This window comes from Pseudomonas sp. BT76 TE3572, from assembly GCF_050435365.1.
Lineage (GTDB): Bacteria > Pseudomonadota > Gammaproteobacteria > Pseudomonadales > Pseudomonadaceae > Aquipseudomonas > Aquipseudomonas fluorescens_W.
This window is the reverse complement of the sequence record NZ_JBNDKE010000001.1, coordinates 5195507-5217149: the sequence shown is the minus strand read 5'-3', so window position 1 is coordinate 5217149 and position 21643 is coordinate 5195507. Positions and strand designations below refer to the sequence as shown.

At 54.7% G+C, this 21643-nt stretch carries 19 protein-coding genes and 4 tRNA genes; all 23 read right to left on the bottom strand.

Going from position 1 to position 21643, the window contains the following annotated elements; translation table 11 throughout:
* Positions 1-5: 5 nt before the first annotated feature.
* The 23 genes from rplB to ABH912_RS23525 all read right to left on the bottom strand — a co-directional run bounded on the left by rplB (position 6) and on the right by ABH912_RS23525 (position 21641).
* Positions 6-830: a 50S ribosomal protein L2 gene (gene rplB, locus ABH912_RS23635; RefSeq protein ID WP_003176423.1), complete on the bottom strand. Its 825-nt coding sequence runs from the start codon at positions 828-830 to the stop codon at positions 6-8.
* Between the two features lie 14 nt (positions 831-844).
* Positions 845-1144: a 50S ribosomal protein L23 gene (gene rplW / locus ABH912_RS23630; RefSeq protein WP_002555488.1), complete on the bottom strand. Its 300-nt coding sequence runs from the start codon at positions 1142-1144 to the stop codon at positions 845-847.
* Complete coding sequence (gene rplD / locus ABH912_RS23625) at positions 1141-1743, bottom strand: 50S ribosomal protein L4 (protein ID WP_007896707.1); 603 nt, start codon at positions 1741-1743, stop codon at positions 1141-1143. The genes rplW and rplD overlap by 4 nt, the downstream gene beginning before the upstream one ends.
* A 12-nt stretch (positions 1744-1755) precedes the next feature.
* Complete coding sequence (rplC, locus tag ABH912_RS23620) at positions 1756-2391, bottom strand: 50S ribosomal protein L3 (protein ID WP_003186059.1); 636 nt, start codon at positions 2389-2391, stop codon at positions 1756-1758.
* Between the two features lie 80 nt (positions 2392-2471).
* Positions 2472-2783: a 30S ribosomal protein S10 gene (gene rpsJ, locus ABH912_RS23615; RefSeq protein WP_003186070.1), complete on the bottom strand. Its 312-nt coding sequence runs from the start codon at positions 2781-2783 to the stop codon at positions 2472-2474.
* Positions 2784-2924: 141 nt separating this feature from the next.
* On the bottom strand, positions 2925-4118 hold the full coding sequence (tuf, locus tag ABH912_RS23610; RefSeq protein ID WP_008145495.1) for an elongation factor Tu: 1194 nt from the start codon (positions 4116-4118) through the stop codon (positions 2925-2927).
* Between the two features lie 31 nt (positions 4119-4149).
* A complete protein-coding gene (fusA, locus tag ABH912_RS23605; RefSeq protein WP_033059466.1) occupies positions 4150-6255 on the bottom strand; it encodes an elongation factor G in 2106 nt (701 codons plus the stop codon).
* A 30-nt stretch (positions 6256-6285) separates the two neighbouring features.
* Positions 6286-6756, bottom strand: a complete 471-nt coding sequence (rpsG, locus tag ABH912_RS23600) for a 30S ribosomal protein S7 (protein WP_002555493.1) — start codon at positions 6754-6756, stop codon at positions 6286-6288.
* A 118-nt stretch (positions 6757-6874) separates the two neighbouring features.
* Positions 6875-7246, bottom strand: coding sequence for a 30S ribosomal protein S12 (gene rpsL, locus ABH912_RS23595; RefSeq protein ID WP_002555494.1), 372 nt, complete (start codon positions 7244-7246; stop codon positions 6875-6877).
* A gap of 216 nt (positions 7247-7462) precedes the next feature.
* Positions 7463-11662: a DNA-directed RNA polymerase subunit beta' gene (gene rpoC / locus ABH912_RS23590; protein ID WP_007896632.1), complete on the bottom strand. Its 4200-nt coding sequence runs from the start codon at positions 11660-11662 to the stop codon at positions 7463-7465.
* Between the two features lie 64 nt (positions 11663-11726).
* Positions 11727-15800, bottom strand: coding sequence for a DNA-directed RNA polymerase subunit beta (rpoB, locus tag ABH912_RS23585; RefSeq protein ID WP_033059467.1), 4074 nt, complete (start codon positions 15798-15800; stop codon positions 11727-11729).
* Between the two features lie 220 nt (positions 15801-16020).
* On the bottom strand, positions 16021-16386 hold the full coding sequence (rplL, locus tag ABH912_RS23580; RefSeq protein ID WP_008145490.1) for a 50S ribosomal protein L7/L12: 366 nt from the start codon (positions 16384-16386) through the stop codon (positions 16021-16023).
* Between the two features lie 80 nt (positions 16387-16466).
* Positions 16467-16967, bottom strand: a complete 501-nt coding sequence (gene rplJ, locus ABH912_RS23575) for a 50S ribosomal protein L10 (RefSeq protein ID WP_008145489.1) — start codon at positions 16965-16967, stop codon at positions 16467-16469.
* A 198-nt stretch (positions 16968-17165) separates the two neighbouring features.
* Positions 17166-17861 carry a 50S ribosomal protein L1 gene (gene rplA / locus ABH912_RS23570; RefSeq protein ID WP_007896626.1) on the bottom strand — a complete coding sequence of 232 codons (696 nt, stop codon included), beginning with the start codon at positions 17859-17861 and terminating at the stop codon, positions 17166-17168.
* The gene (rplK, locus tag ABH912_RS23565; protein WP_003210097.1) at positions 17861-18292 is read right to left on the bottom strand and encodes a 50S ribosomal protein L11; all 432 of its coding nucleotides are present in this window, start codon (positions 18290-18292) and stop codon (positions 17861-17863) included. Before rplK ends, rplA begins: the two co-directional genes overlap by 1 nt.
* 117 nt (positions 18293-18409) lie before the next feature.
* Positions 18410-18943 (bottom strand): transcription termination/antitermination protein NusG, encoded by a 534-nt coding sequence (gene nusG / locus ABH912_RS23560; protein WP_007896622.1) that lies wholly within the window; start codon positions 18941-18943, stop codon positions 18410-18412.
* Between the two features lie 9 nt (positions 18944-18952).
* Positions 18953-19321 (bottom strand): preprotein translocase subunit SecE, encoded by a 369-nt coding sequence (gene secE / locus ABH912_RS23555; protein ID WP_007896620.1) that lies wholly within the window; start codon positions 19319-19321, stop codon positions 18953-18955.
* Between the two features lie 45 nt (positions 19322-19366).
* Positions 19367-19442, bottom strand: a tRNA-Trp gene (locus ABH912_RS23550).
* A 53-nt stretch (positions 19443-19495) separates the two neighbouring features.
* On the bottom strand, positions 19496-20689 hold the full coding sequence (tuf, locus tag ABH912_RS23545; protein ID WP_007896619.1) for an elongation factor Tu: 1194 nt from the start codon (positions 20687-20689) through the stop codon (positions 19496-19498).
* Positions 20690-20774: 85 nt separating this feature from the next.
* Positions 20775-20850: transfer RNA gene (locus ABH912_RS23540), tRNA-Thr, on the bottom strand.
* 26 nt (positions 20851-20876) lie between these two features.
* Positions 20877-20950 (bottom strand) — tRNA-Gly (locus tag ABH912_RS23535).
* 23 nt (positions 20951-20973) lie between these two features.
* A tRNA-Tyr gene (locus tag ABH912_RS23530) sits at positions 20974-21058 on the bottom strand.
* A gap of 142 nt (positions 21059-21200) precedes the next feature.
* On the bottom strand, positions 21201-21641 hold the full coding sequence (locus ABH912_RS23525; protein ID WP_429511779.1) for a hypothetical protein: 441 nt from the start codon (positions 21639-21641) through the stop codon (positions 21201-21203).
* Between the last annotated feature and the right edge of the window lie 2 nt (positions 21642-21643).

Below are 21643 nucleotides of genomic sequence, written 5' to 3'. Positions count from 1 at the left end.
TCTATTTACTTGCGACGACGGACGATCATTTTGTCGGTACGCTTATTACCACGAGTCTTCGCGCCCTTAGTCGGGAAGCCCCATGGCGATACCGGATGACGACCACCAGAGGTACGACCTTCACCACCACCATGTGGGTGGTCAACCGGGTTCATGGCAACACCACGAACGGTTGGGCGAACGCCACGCCAGCGTTTGGCACCAGCTTTACCCAGCGAACGCAGGCTGTGCTCGGAGTTCGAGACTTCACCCAGGGTCGCGCGGCATTCAGCCAGCACTTTACGCATCTCACCAGAACGCAGACGCAGGGTCACGTAGACACCTTCACGAGCGATCAGCTGAGCCGAAGCACCAGCGGAACGAGCGATTTGCGCGCCTTTACCTGGCTTCAATTCGATGCCGTGTACGGTGCTACCAACTGGAATGTTACGCAGTTGCAGAGCGTTGCCCGGCTTGATCGGTGCCAGAGCACCTGCGATCAGCTGGTCGCCAGCACTCACGCCTTTAGGGGCGATGATGTAGCGACGCTCGCCATCTGCGTACAGCAGCAGAGCGATGTGAGCAGTACGGTTTGGATCGTATTCAATACGCTCGACAGTGGCAGAGATGCCATCTTTGTCGTTGCGACGGAAATCGACCAGACGATAATGCTGCTTATGGCCACCACCGATGTGACGAGTGGTAATGCGACCATTGTTGTTACGACCACCAGTCTTCGATTTTTTCTCGAGCAGCGGTGCGTGAGGAGCGCCTTTATGCAGCTCCTGGTTGACCACCTTGACCACAAAACGGCGGCCAGGGGAAGTCGGTTTGCATTTAACGATTGCCATGATGCACCCCTTCCTTACTCAGCACTGCTGCTGAAATCGAGATCTTGGCCTGGCTGAAGGGAGATAACTGCCTTCTTCCAGTCATTACGCTTGCCCAGACCGCGAGCAGTGCGCTTGCTCTTACCCAGAACATTCAGGGTAGTAACACGCTCTACTTTCACGCTGAACAGGCTTTCGACGGCCTTCTTGATTTCCAGCTTGGTTGCATCAGTTGCAACCTTGAAAACGAACTGGCCTTTCTTGTCAGCCAGAACCGTAGCCTTCTCGGAAACGTGCGGGCCAAGCAGAACTTTAAATACGCGTTCCTGGTTCATCCCAGCAGCTCCTCGAATTTCTTCACGGCCGACACGGTGATCAACACCTTGTCGTATGCGATCAGACTAACTGGATCGGAACCTTGCACGTCACGTACATCAACGTGTGGCAGGTTACGAGCAGCCAGGTACAGGTTCTGATCAACTACTTCAGACACGATCAAGACGTCAGTCAGACCCATGCCGGTCAGTTTGTTCAGCAGATCTTTGGTCTTCGGTGCATCAACAGCGAAGTCCTGAACCACAACCAGACGATCAGTACGCACCAGCTCAGCAAGGATGGAACGCATTGCTGCGCGATACATCTTCTTGTTCAGCTTCTGGGTGTGATCCTGAGGACGAGCTGCGAAAGTGGTACCGCCGCCACGCCAGATTGGGCTACGGATAGTACCGGCACGAGCACGGCCAGTACCTTTCTGACGCCATGGGCGCTTACCGCCACCACGAACGTCGGAACGGGTCTTTTGCTGCTTGCTACCTTGACGGCCGCCGGCCATGTAGGCCACGACTGCTTGGTGAACGAGCGTCTCGTTGAATTCGCCGCCAAATGTCAGTTCGGAAACTTCGATCGCTTGAGCGTCATTTACATTTAATTGCATGTCAGCTTCCCCTTAACCGCGAGCCTTGGCTGCTGGACGTACAACCAAGTTGCCGCCAGTAGCGCCAGGAACAGCGCCCTTGACCAACAACAGATTGCGTTCAGCGTCCACGCGCACTACTTCGAGGGACTGCACGGTCACGCGCTCAGCGCCCATATGACCGGACATTTTTTTGCCCTTGAATACACGACCAGGAGTCTGGCACTGGCCGATAGAGCCTGGAACGCGGTGGGATACGGAGTTACCGTGGGTATTATCTTGCCCGCGGAAATTCCAACGCTTGATCGTACCCTGGAAGCCTTTACCTTTGGACTGACCGGTTACATCAACCAGTTGACCAGCGGCGAAGATTTCAGCGTTGATCAGATCGCCGGCCTGGTACTCGCCTTCTTCAAGACGGAATTCCATTACGGTACGACCAGCGGCAACGTTCGCTTTAGCGAAGTGGCCAGCTTGAGCAGCTGTAACACGCGAAGCACGACGCTCGCCTACAGTGACTTGCACTGCACGATAGCCATCGGTCTCTTCAGTTTTGAACTGGGTGACGCGATTCGGTTCGATCTCAATGACCGTGACCGGAATGGAGACACCTTCTTCGGTGAAAATACGGGTCATACCGCATTTACGACCGACTACACCAATAGTCATGTTGTAAACCTCATGAGTGTACGGGGCTTTCACCCGCTATGGCCGCCCATTTCAGAGCGTTACACGACTAAGACCGAGTCTTAGCCGAGGCTGATCTGCACTTCCACACCGGCCGCAAGATCAAGCTTCATAAGAGCATCAACGGTTTTATCCGTTGGCTGGACGATGTCCAGAACACGCTTATGAGTACGGATCTCATACTGGTCACGCGCGTCTTTGTTGACGTGCGGGGAGACCAGAACGGTGAACCGCTCTTTACGGGTAGGCAGTGGAATTGGACCACGCACTTGAGCACCAGTACGTTTCGCGGTTTCCACGATTTCCTGGGTGGATTGGTCGATCAGGCGATGGTCAAAAGCCTTCAACCTGATACGGATTTGCTGATTTTGCATTGGATTTCAGACTCCGGCTGCTATTCCCAGCGAGCGCAATACGCCCGTTAAAAGGAGGCGCAATTCTATAGACGGGCTACTACAGTGTCAACCCAATAAAAAAGCCCCCGCTAGGCGGGGGCTTTTTCAAGTCATCACTTATTAAGCGATGATTTTGGCTACGACGCCAGCGCCGACGGTACGACCGCCTTCACGAATAGCGAAACGCAGACCATCTTCCATTGCGATGGTTTTGATCAGGGTGACAACCATTTTGATGTTGTCGCCTGGCATTACCATTTCAACGCCTTCCGGCAGTTCGCAGTTACCGGTCACGTCAGTGGTCCGGAAGTAGAACTGTGGACGGTAGCCTTTGAAGAACGGAGTGTGGCGACCGCCTTCTTCTTTGCTCAACACGTACACTTCAGCTTCGAAGGTAGTGTGCGGCTTAACCGAACCTGGCTTGACCAGAACCTGGCCACGCTCAACGTCGTCACGCTTGGTGCCGCGCAGCAGCACGCCGCAGTTCTCGCCAGCACGACCTTCGTCGAGCAGCTTACGGAACATTTCAACACCGGTGCAGGTGGTGACGGTAGTGTCACGCAGACCAACGATTTCCAGTGGATCCTGAACCTTGACGATACCGCGCTCGATACGGCCAGTTACAACAGTACCGCGACCGGAGATCGAGAATACGTCTTCGATTGGCATCAGGAACGGCTTGTCGATAACACGAACTGGATCTGGGATGTAGCTATCCAGAGTCTCAACCAGTTTACGAACGGCAGTGGTGCCCATTTCGTTGTCGTCTTGGCCGTTCAGAGCCATCAGAGCCGAACCGATGATGATCGGAGTGTCGTCACCTGGGAAGTCGTAAGTGCTCAGCAGATCGCGCACTTCCATCTCAACCAGTTCCAGCAGCTCAGCGTCGTCAACCATGTCAGCCTTGTTCAGGAAGACAACGATGTACGGAACGCCAACCTGACGGGACAGCAGGATGTGCTCACGGGTTTGTGGCATCGGACCATCAGCGGCCGAGCAAACCAGGATAGCGCCGTCCATTTGAGCAGCACCGGTGATCATGTTCTTCACATAGTCAGCGTGACCTGGGCAGTCAACGTGAGCGTAGTGACGGATCAGCGAGTTGTATTCAACGTGCGCGGTGTTGATGGTGATACCACGAGCCTTTTCTTCTGGAGCGCTGTCGATTTTATCGAAAGCAACAACAGCCGAACCGAAAACTTCGGAGCAGACGCGAGTCAGAGCAGCGGTCAGCGTGGTTTTACCGTGGTCGACGTGACCGATGGTGCCAACGTTGACGTGCGGGAGGGTACGGTCAAATTTTTCTTTAGCCACGACAATTAACTCCTAGCCTAAAGGGGCTGAATCAGCCTTGTTTTTTGGTAACAGTTTCGACGATATGCGACGGAGCTGTATTGTATTTTTTGAATTCCATAGAGTAGCTTGCGCGACCTTGGGACATGGAACGAACGTCGGTTGCGTAACCGAACATCTCACCCAACGGAACCTCGGCGCGAATCACTTTGCCGGAAACCGTGTCTTCCATACCCAGGATCATGCCGCGACGACGGTTAAGGTCGCCCATCACGTCACCCATATAGTCTTCAGGCGTAACAACCTCTACCGCCATGATCGGCTCAAGCAACTCACCACCGCCCTTCTGGGCCAGTTGCTTGGTCGCCATGGAAGCAGCCACCTTAAACGCCATCTCGTTGGAGTCGACGTCGTGGTAGGAACCATCAAACACGGTAGCCTTCAGGCCGATCAGCGGATAGCCGGCAACAACGCCGTTCTTCATCTGCTCTTCGATACCCTTTTGGATAGCCGGGATGTATTCCTTAGGAACCACACCACCCACTACTTCGTTCAGGAATTGCAGACCTTCCTGACCTTCGTCAGCAGGAGCAAAACGAATCCAGCAGTGACCGAACTGGCCACGACCGCCGGATTGACGAACGAACTTGCCTTCAATTTCGCAGCTCTTCGTGATGCGCTCACGGTACGAAACTTGAGGCTTACCGATGTTGGCTTCGACGTTGAACTCACGGCGCATCCGGTCAACCAGGATGTCCAGGTGCAACTCGCCCATGCCAGAGATGATCGTTTGACCAGTCTCTTCATCAGTCTTGACGCGGAAAGACGGGTCTTCCTGAGCAAGTTTGCCCAGCGCGATACCCATTTTTTCCTGGTCGTCCTTGGTCTTAGGCTCTACGGCAACCGAAATAACCGGCTCCGGGAAGTCCATGCGAACCAGGATGATTGGCTTGTCAGCGTTGCACAAAGTTTCACCAGTGGTGACGTCCTTCATGCCGATCAAGGCCGCGATGTCACCAGCGCGTACTTCCTTGATTTCTTCGCGGGCGTTTGCGTGCATTTGCACCATACGACCCACGCGCTCTTTCTTGCCTTTAACCGAGTTGATCACGCCGTCGCCGGAGGCCAACACGCCCGAGTAAACTCGAACAAAGGTCAAGGTACCCACGAATGGGTCGGTAGCGATCTTGAACGCCAGAGCCGAGAACGGCTCGCTGTCGTCTGCGTGACGCTCCATTTCCTTGGTCTCGTCATCCGGGTCAGTACCCTTGATGGCAGGAATGTCGGTAGGAGCAGGCAGGTAGTCGATAACGGCGTCGAGAACCAGGGGAACACCCTTGTTCTTGAAGGAAGAACCGCAAACAGCCAGAACGATCTCACCAGCGATAGTACGCTGACGCAGAGCGGCCTTGATTTCCGCGTTGGTGAGTTCTTCACCTTCGAGGTACTTGTTCATCAGCTCTTCGCTGGCTTCAGCCGCAGCTTCAACCATGTTGCCGCGCCATTCGTCAGCCAATTCCTGCAGTTCAGCAGGGATAGGCTTGCGAACTGGAACCATGCCTTTGTCAGCGTCATTCCAGTAAACAGCTTCCATAGCGATCAAATCGATCTGCCCCTGGAAGTTGTCTTCGGAACCGATAGCCAACTGGATTGGTACCGGAGTGTGACCCAGACGCTGCTTGATCTGACCGATCACGCGCAGGAAGTTCGCACCAGCACGGTCCATCTTGTTTACGTAAACAAGACGTGGAACGCCGTACTTGTTGGCTTGACGCCATACGGTTTCCGACTGAGGCTCAACACCCGAGGTGCCGCAGAACACAACGACCGCGCCGTCGAGAACACGCAGGGAACGCTCAACTTCAATAGTGAAGTCAACGTGGCCCGGGGTGTCGATGACGTTGAAGCGGTATTGGTCTTTGTGCTGCTTCTCGGAACCCTGCCAGAAGGCGGTAATAGCAGCAGAAGTAATGGTAATACCACGCTCCTGCTCCTGCACCATCCAGTCTGTGGTCGCGGCGCCGTCATGCACCTCGCCCATTTTGTGACTTTTGCCGGTGTAAAAAAGGACGCGCTCGGTGGTGGTGGTTTTACCAGCATCCACGTGAGCAACGATACCGATGTTACGGTAGCGATTAATCGGTGTTGTACGAGCCATAAAGCCCTCGCAAAATTAGTGACGCTAAAATTAGAAGCGGTAGTGCGAGAAAGCCTTGTTGGCTTCAGCCATACGGTGCACGTCTTCACGCTTCTTAACTGCAGCACCTTTACCTTCGGCAGCGTCCAACAGTTCGCCAGCCAAACGCAGAGCCATAGACTTCTCGCCACGCTTGCGGGCGAAGTCTACCAACCAGCGCATTGCCAGGGCGTTACGACGGGACGGACGAACTTCAACCGGAACCTGGTAAGTAGCACCGCCTACACGGCGCGACTTTACTTCGACCAGCGGAGCGATGGCGTCGAGAGCTTTCTCGAAGATTTCCAGGGGGTCGCTGTTCTTGCGTTCTTTAACCTTCTCCAGCGCGCCATAAACGATACGCTCGGCAACGGCTTTCTTGCCGCTTTCCATCACGTGGTTCATGAACTTGGCCAGGATTTGGCTTCCGTATTTTGGATCGTCAAGCACTTCGCGCTTGGCTGCTACGCGTCTTCTTGGCATGGATAAGCCCTCAAACGGTCTTCAGGTTCGCTCGGAATCGGTGCCCTTTCGGGACGCCTCCGACCTTACTCTTATCGACTCAGAAAAATAGAAAATCAGTTTTTACAAAAAGCCGCTACTACTTAGGCTTCTTGGTACCGTACTTCGAACGACCCTGGTTACGACCTTTAACGCCGGAAGTATCCAAAGAACCGCGTACGGTGTGGTAACGAACACCTGGCAAGTCTTTTACACGACCGCCGCGGATCAGTACCACGCTGTGCTCTTGCAGGTTGTGGCCTTCACCGCCGATGTACGAGGAAACCTCGAAACCGTTGGTCAGACGCACACGGCATACTTTACGCAGTGCCGAGTTAGGTTTTTTCGGCGTGGTGGTATACACACGGGTGCATACGCCACGACGTTGCGGGCAGTTCTGCAGCGCAGGCACGTCGGATTTCTCGACGATACGCTTACGCGGCTGACGTACCAGCTGGTTGATAGTTGCCATCTACTAGCTCCACTGTTGTCTTGCGACGCTATTGTCTTGCAAGAAAAGCAAAATGGCAGGAACGAATTCCCGCCAAATTTAGGGGTACAAGAGTCTAAAGAGGATCTTGCCCCCAGTCAAGGCAAGGCCCCGACCTCCCCTCTCATCCAACCTCGACAAATTGTCTCGATTCGATGAACGGAATGGCCAGGGCCTTACGCTTATTTACCGCAGAACTCAGTTACCGCTCGAGTTCAGCGCTTCGGTCAGTGCAGCTTCCACTTCACTGGCGCTTACGCGCAACGGTTTGTCAGCATCACGGCGGCGCTTGCGCTCGCTGTGATAAGCCAGACCGGTACCAGCCGGGATCAGACGACCCACGACCACGTTTTCTTTCAGGCCGCGCAGGTAATCGCGCTTGCCGGTTACCGCCGCTTCGGTCAGTACGCGAGTGGTTTCCTGGAAGGAAGCCGCCGAGATGAACGATTCGGTGGACAACGACGCCTTGGTGATACCCAACAGCACGCGAGTGAACTTGGAAACGAATTTCTCGTCGCCAGCCAGACGCTCGTTCTCTACCAGAACGTGAGTCAATTCCATCTGGTCGCCCTTGATGAAACTGGAATCGCCGGATTCAGCGATCTCAACTTTACGCAGCATCTGACGCAGAATGGTCTCGATGTGCTTGTCGTTGATCTTCACGCCTTGCAGACGATAAACGTCCTGGATCTCGTTCACGATGTACTTGGCCAGCGCACTCACACCCAGCAGACGCAGGATGTCGTGTGGATCGCTCGGGCCGTCGGAGATAACTTCGCCGCGGTTTACCTGTTCGCCTTCGAAGACGTTAAGGTGACGCCACTTCGGAATCAGCTCTTCGTACGGATCGCTACCGTCGTTCGGGGTAATGACCAGACGGCGCTTGCCTTTGGTCTCTTTACCGAACGCGATGGTGCCGCTGACTTCAGCCAGAATCGAGGCTTCTTTCGGACGACGGGCTTCGAACAAGTCGGCAACACGCGGCAGACCACCGGTGATGTCACGGGTTTTCGAAGTCTCTTGCGGAATACGAGCGATAACATCACCGATCGCGATTTTCGCACCGTCCGCTACACCGACCAGGGCGTTAGCAGGCAGGAAGTACTGAGCAATTACGTCGGTACCCGGCAGCAAGAGATCCTTGCCGTTGTCATCAACCATCTTCACAGCAGGACGGATATCTTTACCGGCAGCTGGACGGTCTTTGGCGTCGAGTACTTCAATGTTGGTCATACCGGTCAATTCGTCAGTCTGACGCTTGATCGTGATGCCTTCTTCCATGCCCACGTAGGTCACGGTACCTTTCATTTCGGTAACGATTGGGTGAGTGTGCGGATCCCACTTGGCCACGATTGCGCCAGCGTCGACCTTGTCACCCTCTTTAACCGAAATCACAGCACCGTACGGCAGCTTGTAACGCTCGCGCTCACGACCGAAGTCATCAGCGATTGCCAGCTCACCGGAGCGGGACACAGCAACCAGGCAACCATCCACTCGCTCAACGTGTTTCAGGTTGTGCAGACGGACGGTACCGCCATTCTTCACCTGAACGCTGTCGGCTGCGGAGGTCCGGCTTGCCGCACCACCGATGTGGAACGTACGCATGGTCAGCTGGGTACCCGGCTCACCGATGGACTGGGCAGCGATAACGCCGACCGCTTCACCGATGTTCACCTGGTGACCACGAGCCAAGTCACGGCCGTAGCACTTGGCGCAAATGCCGTAGCGGGTTTCGCAGCTGATCGGCGAACGCACGATCACTTCGTCGATGCTGTTCAGCTCGATGAACTCGACCCACTTCTCGTCTACCAGCGTGCCGGCAGGAACGATGATTTCTTCGGTACCTGGCTTGAACACGTCACGGGCAATAACACGACCCAATACGCGCTCACCCAGCGGCTCAACAACGTCACCGCCTTCAATGTGCGGAGTCATTACCAGGCCATGTTCGGTGCCGCAATCGATCTCGGTTACTACCAGATCCTGCGCCACGTCTACCAGACGACGAGTCAGGTAACCGGAGTTCGCAGTTTTCAACGCGGTATCCGCCAAACCTTTACGAGCACCGTGAGTGGAGATGAAGTACTGAAGTACGCTCAAACCTTCACGGAAGTTCGCAGTAATCGGCGTTTCGATGATGGAACCATCCGGCTTGGCCATCAGGCCACGCATACCGGCGAGCTGACGGATCTGCGCAGCAGAACCCCGTGCGCCCGAGTCGGCCATCATGTACATCGAGTTGAAGGATTCCTGGTCGACTTCGACACCATGACGGTCGATGACTTTCTCTTTCGAGAGGTTGGCCATCATCGCCTTGGAAACTTCGTCGTTCGCCTTGGACCAAAGGTCGATCACTTTGTTGTACTTCTCGCCCTGGGTTACCAGGCCGGAGGCGTACTGACTTTCGATCTCTTTCACTTCGTCGGTAGCAGCACCGATGATGCGGGCTTTTTCATCCGGGATAACGAAGTCGTTAACACCGATGGAAACGCCGGAAATGGTCGAATAGGCAAAACCGGTGTACATCAACTGGTCAGCGAAGATCACGGTCTCTTTCAAACCAACCACGCGGTAGCACTGGTTGATCAGCTTGGAGATCGCCTTTTTCTTCATCGGCTGGTTGACGACGTCGTACGACAGGCCAGGTGGAACAACCTGGAACAACAGCGCACGGCCGACAGTGGTGTCGACGATACGAGTGTTCTTGACGCTGCCGCCATCACGATCGTTGACGGTTTCGTTGATCCGCACTTTGACTTTAGCGTGCAGTGCGGCTTCGCCGGCACGGAACACACGGTCAACTTCTTGCAGATCCGCGAACACACGACCTTCGCCCTTGGCGTTGATCGCTTCACGAGTCATGTAGTACAGACCCAATACAACGTCCTGCGACGGAACGATGATTGGCTCACCGTTGGCTGGCGACAGAATGTTGTTGGTCGACATCATCAACGCACGCGCTTCCAACTGGGCTTCCAGTGTCAGCGGTACGTGCACGGCCATTTGGTCGCCGTCGAAGTCGGCGTTGTACGCAGCACAAACCAACGGGTGCAGCTGGATAGCCTTACCTTCGATCAGTACCGGTTCAAACGCCTGGATACCCAGACGGTGAAGGGTCGGTGCACGGTTGAGGAGAACCGGGTGTTCACGGATCACTTCAGCGAGAACGTCCCAAACCTCAGGCAGCTCGCGCTCGACCATCTTCTTGGCAGCTTTGATGGTGGTAGCGAGACCACGCATTTCCAGCTTGCCGAAAATGAACGGCTTGAACAGCTCGAGAGCCATCTTCTTCGGCAGACCGCACTGGTGCAGACGCAGGGTCGGACCTACGGTAATTACCGAACGACCGGAGTAGTCAACACGCTTACCGAGCAAGTTCTGACGGAAACGACCCTGTTTACCCTTGATCATGTCAGCCAGGGATTTCAGAGGACGCTTGTTGGAACCAGTGATAGCGCGACCACGACGACCGTTATCGAGCAATGCATCGACAGCTTCCTGCAACATACGCTTTTCGTTGCGCACGATGATGTCCGGAGCGGACAGATCAAGCAGGCGCTTCAAGCGGTTGTTACGGTTGATCACTCGACGATACAGATCGTTGAGGTCGGAAGTCGCGAAGCGACCGCCATCCAGCGGGACCAGTGGACGCAGATCTGGCGGCAGAACCGGCAGAACGGTCAGCACCATCCATTCTGGAAGGTTGCCGGAACCCTGGAAGGCTTCCATCAACTTCAGACGCTTGGACAGCTTCTTGATTTTGGTTTCGGAGTTGGTTTGCGGAATTTCTTCACGCAGACGACCAATCTCGTGCTCCAGATCGATAGCGTGCAGCAGTTCACGCACAGCCTCGGCACCCATACGGGCATCGAAATCGTCGCCAAACTCTTCCAGCGCTTCGAAGTACTGCTCATCGTTGAGCAGCTGACCTTTTTCAAGGGTGGTCATGCCTGGATCGATAACGACATAGCTCTCGAAGTAGAGAACGCGTTCGATATCACGCAGGGTCATGTCCATCAGCAAGCCGATACGGGACGGCAGCGATTTCAGGAACCAGATGTGGGCAACCGGGGAAGCCAGCTCGATGTGCGCCATGCGCTCACGACGAACTTTAGCCAGCGCAACTTCAACGCCGCACTTCTCGCAGATCACACCACGGTGCTTCAAGCGCTTGTACTTACCGCACAGGCACTCGTAATCCTTTACCGGGCCAAAGATCTTGGCGCAGAACAGGCCGTCACGCTCAGGTTTGAACGTACGGTAGTTGATGGTTTCCGGCTTTTTAACTTCACCGAACGACCACGAACGGATCATCTCAGGCGATGCCAATCCAATACGGATGGCGTCGAACTCTTCGACTTGACCCTGGTTTTTCAGCAAATTCAGTAGGTCTTTCAAGGCCTTTCCTCCTGGCGGAGCAGAGAGCGGGCAATCCTGCCCCGCTCTCGATTCGCGTCACGTGTTATTCGGTTTCCAGATCGATATCGATGCCGAGGGAACGAATTTCCTTGATCAACACGTTGAAAGACTCGGGCATGCCCGGCTCCATACGGTGATCGCCATCCACGATGTTTTTGTACATCTTGGTACGGCCGTTCACATCGTCCGACTTCACTGTGAGCATTTCTTGCAGAGTGTAAGCAGCACCGTATGCTTCCAGTGCCCAGACCTCCATCTCCCCGAAACGCTGACCACCGAACTGCGCCTTACCACCCAGCGGCTGCTGAGTAACCAGGCTGTACGAACCGGTAGAACGAGCGTGCATCTTGTCGTCTACCAAGTGGTTCAGCTTCAGCATGTACATGTAGCCAACAGTAACCGGGCGCTCGAACTTGTTGCCGGTACGGCCGTCGGTCAGCTGCATCTGGCCGCTTTCTGGCAGGTCTGCCAGTTTCAGCATGGCCTTGATTTCGCTTTCCTTGGCGCCGTCGAACACTGGAGTGGCCATTGGAACGCCGCCACGCAGGTTCTTCGCCAGATCCAGGATTTCCTGGTCGGAGAAGCTATCCAGATCTTCGTTACGACCGCCGATCTGGTTGTAGATCTCGTCGAGGAATTTACGAAGCTCAGCGACTTTGCGCTGCTCTTCGATCATCCGGTTGATCTTCTCGCCCAAGCCTTTAGCCGCGAGGCCGAGGTGGGTTTCAAGGATCTGACCAACGTTCATACGCGAAGGTACGCCCAACGGGTTGAGGACGACGTCGACCGGGGTGCCATTGGCATCGTGCGGCATGTCTTCAACCGGCATGATCACAGAGACCACACCTTTGTTACCGTGACGACCGGCCATCTTGTCGCCCGGCTGGATGCGGCGACGGATTGCCAGGTAAACCTTGACGATTTTCAGCACGCCCGGAGCCAGGTCATCGCCCTGCTGCAGTTTGCGCTTCTTGTCTTCAAACTTGTCGTCCAGCAGACGGCGACGATCAACGATGTAGGCCTGAGCCTTCTCGAGCTGCTCGTTCAGAGCATCTTCAGCCATGCGCAGTTTGAACCACTGGCCGTGCTCAAGACCGTCGAGGATTTCGTCGGTGATGTCCTGACCTTTCTTCAGACCTGCGCCGCCTTCAGCCTTGTGGCCTACCAGAGCGGAACGCAGACGTTCGAAGGTCGCGCCTTCAACGATACGGAACTCTTCGTTCAGGTCCTTGCGGATCTCGTCGAGTTGAGTCTTCTCGATCGACAGTGCACGAGCATCACGCTCAACGCCGTCGCGAGTGAAGACCTGTACGTCGATGACGGTACCCTTGGTGCCGGTAGGCACGCGCAGGGAGGTGTCTTTAACGTCGCTGGCTTTTTCACCGAAGATGGCACGCAGCAGTTTTTCTTCCGGAGTCAGCTGGGTCTCGCCTTTCGGAGTGACCTTACCAACCAGGATGTCGCCTGCGCCAACTTCAGCACCTACGTAAACGATACCGGCTTCGTCCAGCTTGTTCAGTGCAGCCTCACCCACGTTCGGGATGTCTGCAGTGATTTCCTCTGGCCCAAGCTTGGTGTCACGTGCCACACAGGTCAGTTCCTGAATGTGGATCGTGGTAAAGCGGTCTTCTTGAACAACTCGTTCCGACAGGCAGATGGAGTCTTCGAAGTTGTAACCGTTCCAGGCCATGAACGCGATGCGCATGTTCTGACCCAGCGCCAGTTCACCCATGTCGGTGGACGGGCCGTCAGCCATGATGTCGCTACGCTGAACCCGATCACCTTTACGCACCAGCGGACGCTGGTTGATGCAAGTGTTCTGGTTGGAGCGGGTGTATTTGGTCAGGTTGTAGATGTCGACACCAGCTTCACCGGTTTCAACTTCATCATCTGCAACACGAACCACGATACGGCTGGCGTCGACGGAATCGATAACGCCACCACGACGAGCCACGACGCAAACGCCGGAGTCACGAGCTACGTTACGCTCCATGCCAGTACCGACCAGCGGCTTGTCAGCGCGCAGGGTTGGTACAGCTTGACGCTGCATGTTCGAACCCATCAACGCACGGTTGGCGTCATCGTGCTCGAGGAACGGAATCAGCGACGCTGCAACCGAAACTACCTGCTTCGGAGAAACGTCCATCAAGGTGACGTCTTCCGGCGCCTTGACGGTGAATTCGTTCAAGTGACGAACAGCTACCAGCTCGTCGATCAGCATTTTCTTGTCGTTCATCGTGGCCGAAGCCTGGGCGATCACGTGATCAGCTTCTTCGATGGCGGACAGGAACACGATCTCGTCGGTGACCAGAGCGTCTTTCACCACGCGGTACGGGCTTTCGAGGAAGCCGTACTGGTTGGTGCGCGCATAAGCGGCCAGGGAGTTGATCAGGCCGATGTTCGGACCTTCCGGCGTTTCAATCGGGCATACACGACCGTAGTGAGTCGGGTGTACGTCACGAACTTCAAAGCCAGCACGCTCACGAGTCAAACCGCCAGGGCCGAGTGCAGAAACACGACGCTTGTGGGTGATCTCGGACAACGGGTTGTTCTGGTCCATGAACTGGGAAAGCTGGCTGGAACCGAAGAACTCTTTCACCGCCGCAGCCACTGGCTTGGCGTTGATCAGGTCTTGCGGCATCAGGCCTTCGCTTTCAGCCATCGACAGACGCTCTTTGACCGCACGCTCAACACGTACCAGGCCAACGCGGAACTGGTTCTCGGCCATTTCGCCTACGCAGCGAACACGACGGTTACCCAGGTGGTCGATGTCATCGACGATGCCTTTACCGTTACGGATGTCGACCAGAGTCTTCAGCACCGCAACGATGTCTTCTTTGCACAACACGCCCGAACCTTCGATCTCGGTACGACCGATACGACGGTTGAACTTCATCCGGCCGACCGCAGACAGGTCATAGCGCTCAGGGCTGAAGAACAGGTTGTTGAACAGAGTCTCGGCAGCGTCTTTGGTTGGCGGCTCGCCTGGACGCATCATGCGATAGATCTCGACCAGCGCTTCCAATTGGTTGCTGGTGGAGTCGATCTTCAGAGTGTCGGAGACGAACGGACCGCAGTCGATATCGTTGGTGTACAGAGTTTCGATGCGAACAACCTGGGACTTGGCGATTTTTGCCAGGATCTCGGTGTTCAGCTCGGTGTTGCACTCTGCCAGGATTTCGCCGGTTGCCGGATGCACGATGGCCTTGGCGGTAGTGCGACCAAGGACGTAGTCCAGAGGCACTTCCAGAGTCTTGAGACCGGCTTTTTCGATCTGGTTGATGTGGCGCGCAGTAATACGACGACCAGCCTCAACGATGACCTTGCCCTTCTCGTCCTGAATATCCAGAACAGCAATTTCACCACGCAGACGCGAAGCAATCAGTTCCAGACTGAGAGTTTCGCCGCTCAGATGGAAAACGTTGGTGGTGTAGAACGCGTCGAGCACTTCTTCAGTGGTATAGCCGAGCGCGCGCAGCAGTACCGATGCAGGCAGCTTGCGACGACGGTCGATACGCACGAATACGCAGTCTTTCGGGTCGAACTCGAAGTCCAGCCACGAGCCGCGGTAAGGAATGATGCGCGCCGAGTACAACAGTTTGCCGGAGCTGTGCGTCTTGCCACGGTCGTGGTCGAAGAACACGCCCGGGGAACGGTGCAGCTGGGAAACGATTACACGCTCGGTACCGTTGATTACGAAGGTACCGTTCTCAGTCATCAGGGGAATTTCACCCATGTAGACTTCTTGCTCTTTGATGTCCTTGATCGCTTTGTTCGACGATTCTTTGTCGAAAATGATCAGGCGCACTTTTACCCGCAAAGGTACGGCGTAAGTTACACCGCGCAATACGCATTCTTTGACATCAAATGCCGGCTCGCCCAGGCGATAACCGACGTACTCCAGCGCAGCATTGCCGGAGTAGCTGATGATCGGGAAAACGGATTTGAAGGCCGCATGCAGGCCCACGTCGCGGAACTGATCTTTAGTCGCTCCCGCTTGCAAGAATTCACGATACGAATCCAGCTGGATGGCCAGGAGGTACGGCACATCCATGACGTCCGGCAACTTGCTAAAGTCCTTGCGGATACGTTTTTTCTCAGTATATGAGTAAGCCATCAGCGTTCCCCAGCTTGGTCACCTGCTTGTTTGGCCCCTCCCGACGGGAGCAGCCAGAAAATCGTGCAAACCCCATGGTTTGCGCCACCGCATCGGGTGGTTACAGCCCGTTATCAGCACCAACCCAGTCGGCTGCCAATAACGGAAAAAGGCCGGTGGCAAGAGCCACCAGCCATCAGCCTTTCGCTTAACGCTCGGGCTGGAGACGCAAAGTCGATGCTTATTTCAGCTCGACTTTAGCGCCTGCTTCTTCCAGAGTGGCTTTTGCTTTGTCAGCTGCGTCTTTCGAAACAGCTTCCAGAACAACGCCAGGAGCGCCGTCAACTACAGCCTTGGCTTCTTTCAGGCCCAGACCGGTCAGTTCACGTACTGCCTTGATCACGTTAACTTTCTTCTCGCCAGCTTCCAGCAGCATGACGTTGAATTCAGTTTGTTCTTCAACAACGGCAGCGACAGCAGCTGGACCAGCGGAAGCAGCGGCAGCGGAAACGCCGAACTTCTCTTCCATGGCCTTGATCAGCTCAACGATTTCCAGAACGGATTTTTCGCCGATTGCTTCGATGATTTGGTCGTTAGTCAGAGACATGACTATAAATTCCTGTATTGGGGTGACAGCCTACGCGGCCGTCGAAATAAACAATAAACGCTGAAAGGAGTCGCTCAGCCTTAGGCTGCGGCAGCTTCTTTCTGGTCGCGAAGAGCCGCCAGAGTACGAGCCAATTTGCTGGTTGCGCCTTGAATCACGCTCATCAGCTGAGAAATTGCTTCGTCACGGGTCGGCAGGCTTGCCAGTACGTCGATCTGATTAGCTGCGAGGAACTTGCCCTCGAACGCAGCTGCCTTGATCTCGAACTTATCCTGACCTTTTGCGAACTCTTTGAAGATACGAGCAGCAGCGCCCGGATGATCTTTGGAGAATGCAATCAAGGTCGGGCCGGTGAACACGTCGTTGAGCACGTCATATTGAGTGCCAGCAACGGCGCGCTTGAGCAGGGTGTTACGTACAACACGTACGTAAACGCCAGCTTCACGAGCCTCTTTACGGAGTCCGGTCATAGCGCCTACTGTTACGCCACGGGCATCAGCCACGACAGCGGACAGAGCAACTTGGGCAGCCTTGTTGACTTCAGCGACGATGGCCTTCTTGTCTTCAAGTTTAATTGCCACGGGAAAAACTCCTGCTTGTTACCGTTTCATCCAACCGAGGCCAGATGTCGTTTTGGTGTCTGATTCGGTAAGGAACCGGGAGCACCATCTGCGTAGGCTTGAGGTTTAAGACTTGCGTCGCCTACGGTCTTGGATAGCCCCCGCCAGGCAGGGACCCCAATCTTTCAATTGGCGCAATCGCTTGCGCCAACCTGTGTCTTACGCGTCGAGCGAACCTTGGTCGATGACCAGGCCTGGACCCATGGTGGTGCTCAGGGTAACGCGCTTGACGTAAATACCTTTCGAGGAAGCTGGCTTGATACGCTTCAGATCAGCGATCAGGGCTTCAACGTTTTCCTTCAGCTTGACGGCGTCGAAGCCAACCTTGCCAACGGAGGTGTGGATGATGCCGTTTTTGTCGGTGCGATAACGAACCTGACCAGCCTTGGCGTTCTTAACCGCGGTAGCTACGTCTGGCGTTACGGTGCCAACTTTAGGGTTAGGCATCAGGCCGCGTGGGCCCAGGATCTGACCCAACTGACCAACAACGCGCATTGCATCCGGGGATGCGATAACTACGTCATAGTTCAGGTCGCCGCCTTTCATTTCGGCAGCCAGATCGTCCATACCTACACGGTCAGCGCCGGCAGCCAAAGCGGCCTCAGCAGCTGGACCCTGGGTGAACACTGCAACGCGAACAGTCTTGCCAGTGCCGTGTGGCAGCACAGTAGCGCTACGAACGACCTGGTCGGATTTACGCGGGTCAACACCCAAGTTTACAGCAACGTCAAACGACTCGCTGAACTTGACGGTCGACAGCTCAGCCAGCAGAGCAGCAGCGTCTACAAAGTTGTAAGACTTGCCTGCTTCGATTTTGCCGGCGATAGCCTTTTGACGCTTGGTCAACTTAGCCATTACACACCCTCCACGTTAAGGCCCATGCTACGAGCAGAACCGGCGATAGTACGCACGGCCGCGTCCATATCAGCTGCAGTCAGATCCGCGTTTTTGGTTTTCGCGATTTCTTCCAGCTGAGCACGGGTAACGGTGCCAACCTTAACGGTGTTCGGACGAGCGGAACCGCTAGTCAGACCAGCAGCTTTCTTCAGCAGAACCGAAGCAGGTGTGGATTTGGTTTCGAAAGTGAAGCTACGGTCGCTGTAGACAGTGATGATCACTGGAGTCGGCAGACCTGGCTCAATACCCTGAGTACGGGCGTTGAAAGCCTTGCAGAATTCCATGATGTTCACGCCGTGCTGACCCAGAGCAGGACCAACAGGTGGGCTTGGGTTAGCCTGAGCGGCCTTCACTTGCAGCTTGATGTAAGCGGTAATCTTCTTGGCCATGAGGCACTCCAATTACGGGTTCGAACGCCTCGAAAGGCTCCCCGGTTACTTGCGCGTTTATCCCAGTGACGACAAAACCCCACAGCCTAGGGCTGCGGGGTTGGGATGCTTGTTCAGCTAGACTTTTTCGACCTGGCTGAACTCTAGCTCTACCGGAGTAGAGCGACCGAAAATGAGCACTGCCACTTGGATCCGGCTCTTCTCGTAGTTAACTTCTTCGACCGTGCCAGTAAAGTCGGCAAACGGACCGTCATTGACACGTACCGACTCACCTGGCTCGAACAACGTCTTCGGTTTCGGCTTGTCGCTACCATCAGCAACGCGACGCAGAATCGCTTCTGCCTCTTTATCTGTGATAGGCGCAGGCTTATCAGCAGTACCGCCGATAAAACCCATTACCCGAGGAGTATCCTTGACCAAGTGCCAAGTACCCTCATTCATATCCATCTGAACCAGCACATAACCTGGGAAGAACTTGCGCTCGCTTTTGCGTTTCTGGCCATTACGCATTTCAACCACTTCTTCAGTGGGAACCAGAATTTCGCCAAAGCCATCTTCCATGCCAGCCAGCTTTACGCGCTCTACCAACGAGCGCATGACATGCTTCTCGTAACCGGAGTAAGCATGCACAACGTACCAACGCTTAGCCACGGGACACCCTTAGCCGACAATCAAGGAAACAAGCCAGCCGAGCAGGGAATCAAGCCCCCACAACAGCAACGCCATAACCAGTACAACAGCCACTACGATCAACGTGGTCTGCGTGGTTTCTTGGCGAGTTGGCCATACGACTTTACGAATCTCGGTGCGAGCTTCCTTAACCAGTACAAAGAAAGACTTGCCCTTGACTGTTTGCAGGCCTACAAAGGCAGCTACAGCAGCAATGACGAGCAAAGCTAGTACGCGGTACAGGATCGGCGAAGCAGAGTAATACTGATTGCCAACAACGCCAACAACCACCAAAGCGACTACTACTAGCCACTTGAGCAGATCGAAGCGAGAGCCTTGAGCTTCAGCTTTAGGAGTCATCTATGAAGATCCTGTGAAAAGAAAGCCAGACACACCAAGTGAATCTGGCAGGTCAGGAGGGAATCGAACCCCCAACCTACGGTTTTGGAGACCGTCGCTCTGCCAATTGAGCTACTGACCTAAAACAAAATCAGGCCGACCATTATGCCGGCCCGAAAAAGACATTACAACAACTTACTCGATGACTTTAGCTACGACACCAGCGCCGACGGTACGACCGCCTTCACGGATAGCGAAACGCAGACCATCTTCCATTGCGATGGTTTTGATCAGAGTGACCGTCATTTGGACGTTATCACCCGGCATCACCATTTCAACGCCTTCCGGCAGCTCGCAGTTACCGGTCACGTCGGTGGTCCGGAAGTAGAACTGTGGACGGTAGCCTTTGAAGAATGGTGTATGACGACCACCCTCTTCCTTGCTCAGAACGTAAACCTCAGCGGTGAACTTGGTATGCGGCTTGACAGTGCCCGGCTTGACCAGAACCTGGCCACGCTCAACATCATCACGCTTGGTACCACGCAGCAATACGCCGCAGTTCTCGCCAGCACGACCTTCGTCGAGCAGCTTGCGGAACATTTCAACACCAGTGCAAGTAGTTTTGACAGTGTCACGAAGACCAACAATCTCAACTTCTTCCTGAATGCGGACAATGCCACGCTCAACACGACCAGTCACAACAGTACCGCGACCGGAGATCGAGAAAACATCCTCGATCGGCATCAGGAACGGCTTATCGATAGCACGCTCAGGCTGCGGAATGTAGCTATCCAGCGTCTCGACCAACTTCTTGACGGCAGTAGTGCCCATCTCGTTGTCATCTTGACCATTCAGCGCCATCAACGCCGAACCAATGATGATCGGAGTGTCATCACCTGGGAAATCATAAGTGCTCAGCAGGTCGCGCACTTCCATCTCAACCAGCTCCAGCAGCTCAGCATCATCAACCATGTCAGCCTTGTTCAGGAAGACAACGATGTACGGAACGCCAACCTGGCGGGACAGAAGGATGTGCTCACGGGTTTGCGGCATCGGACCATCAGCGGCCGAGCAAACCAGAATCGCACCATCCATCTGGGCAGCACCGGTAATCATGTTTTTTACGTAGTCAGCGTGACCTGGACAGTCAACGTGTGCGTAGTGACGCACGGCCGAATCGTACTCAACGTGAGCGGTGTTGATGGTAATACCACGAGCTTTTTCTTCAGGGGCGCTATCGATCTTGTCGAAGTCAACCTTTGCCGAACCGAAAACTTCGGAGCAGACGCGGGTCAAAGCAGCAGTCAGAGTAGTTTTACCGTGATCGACGTGACCAATGGTACCTACGTTGACGTGAGGCTTATTACGTTCGAACTTTTCCTTAGCCATCAAAATCACCCCCTAGGAGAAGAATTGAGCAGGTCAAACAAGCCATTAAAACAAAGGCAGATATTTTCATATCTGCCTTGTTATATGGAGCTCTTGAGCGGATTTGAACCGCTGACCTCACCCTTACCAAGGGTGTGCTCTACCAACTGAGCTACAAGAGCGTAACGCTATGCAGGATCTGCAAACTTGGAGCGGGTAGCGGGAATCGAACCCGCATCATCAGCTTGGAAGGCTGAGGTTCTACCACTAAACTATACCCGCGAGCTTGCAGCTCTCGCTAAAAATGGTGGAGGGGGAAGGATTCGAACCTTCGAAGTCGTAGACGTCAGATTTACAGTCTGATCCCTTTGGCCGCTCGGGAACCCCTCCTAAGCGAGCCGGCATTCTATATCATGCCAGCCTTCTGTCAAGCATTTTCTCATTAAAAACCTGAGGTTAGCTGCGTTGACGTCACTTTGCGGTGTTAACCATTAAAGGTCTTCACTGCGAAGCGGGCGCCATTCTATGCAAACTATTCGGCGGGTGCAACCCCCTCGCACGGCATTATTTTATGTTTTAACTCATTGAATTCTCTAGAAAGGTTTTTCAGCTGCGAATCATCCAGCCAACGCCGGCTTTCTGGTGCCACACGCACCCAGTAACCATCAGACCCAGCAGGGGGCCTCAGCAAGGACTCGAACTTGATTTCCATACCACTCAATCGCCGCTCAACAGCCTGAGCCGCTTCCTGACGAGTAAAACCGCCCAGATAGAGGCAACCATCATCTGCCTGCGCAGACTTTCCTTTATCACGGGCCGCATCAGCCGTCTCACTCAACAAGCGAATATCCTGCTGTGCCCCCTTATACAAGCTCAAAGGGGTTACATCCTTCGCGCGCAGAGGAGCCTCCTGCTGGTGCCAGATGTAATAGAACACATTGAGAACAAGCAACAGCAGAAACAACCAACGCATAA

Coding starts and splice junctions, on each gene's coding strand:
- rpoB (WP_033059467.1), bottom strand. CDS start 15,800: ATGGCTTACTCATATACTGAGAAAAAACGTATCCGCAAGGACTTTAGC.
- rplK (WP_003210097.1), bottom strand. CDS start 18,292: ATGGCCAAGAAGATTACCGCTTACATCAAGCTGCAAGTGAAGGCCGCT.
- rpsJ (WP_003186070.1), bottom strand. CDS start 2,783: ATGCAAAATCAGCAAATCCGTATCAGGTTGAAGGCTTTTGACCATCGC.
- rplB (WP_003176423.1), bottom strand. CDS start 830: ATGGCAATCGTTAAATGCAAACCGACTTCCCCTGGCCGCCGTTTTGTG.
- rpsL (WP_002555494.1), bottom strand. CDS start 7,246: ATGGCAACTATCAACCAGCTGGTACGTCAGCCGCGTAAGCGTATCGTC.
- rpsG (WP_002555493.1), bottom strand. CDS start 6,756: ATGCCAAGAAGACGCGTAGCAGCCAAGCGCGAAGTGCTTGACGATCCA.
- rplD (WP_007896707.1), bottom strand. CDS start 1,743: ATGCAATTAAATGTAAATGACGCTCAAGCGATCGAAGTTTCCGAACTG.
- rplL (WP_008145490.1), bottom strand. CDS start 16,386: ATGTCTCTGACTAACGACCAAATCATCGAAGCAATCGGCGAAAAATCC.
- rplA (WP_007896626.1), bottom strand. CDS start 17,861: ATGGCTAAGTTGACCAAGCGTCAAAAGGCTATCGCCGGCAAAATCGAA.
- rplC (WP_003186059.1), bottom strand. CDS start 2,391: ATGACTATTGGTGTAGTCGGTCGTAAATGCGGTATGACCCGTATTTTC.
- secE (WP_007896620.1), bottom strand. CDS start 19,321: ATGACTCCTAAAGCTGAAGCTCAAGGCTCTCGCTTCGATCTGCTCAAG.
- fusA (WP_033059466.1), bottom strand. CDS start 6,255: ATGGCTCGTACAACACCGATTAATCGCTACCGTAACATCGGTATCGTT.
- rplW (WP_002555488.1), bottom strand. CDS start 1,144: ATGAACCAGGAACGCGTATTTAAAGTTCTGCTTGGCCCGCACGTTTCC.
- ABH912_RS23525 (WP_429511779.1), bottom strand. CDS start 21,641: ATGCGTTGGTTGTTTCTGCTGTTGCTTGTTCTCAATGTGTTCTATTAC.
- tuf (WP_007896619.1), bottom strand. CDS start 20,689: ATGGCTAAGGAAAAGTTCGAACGTAATAAGCCTCACGTCAACGTAGGT.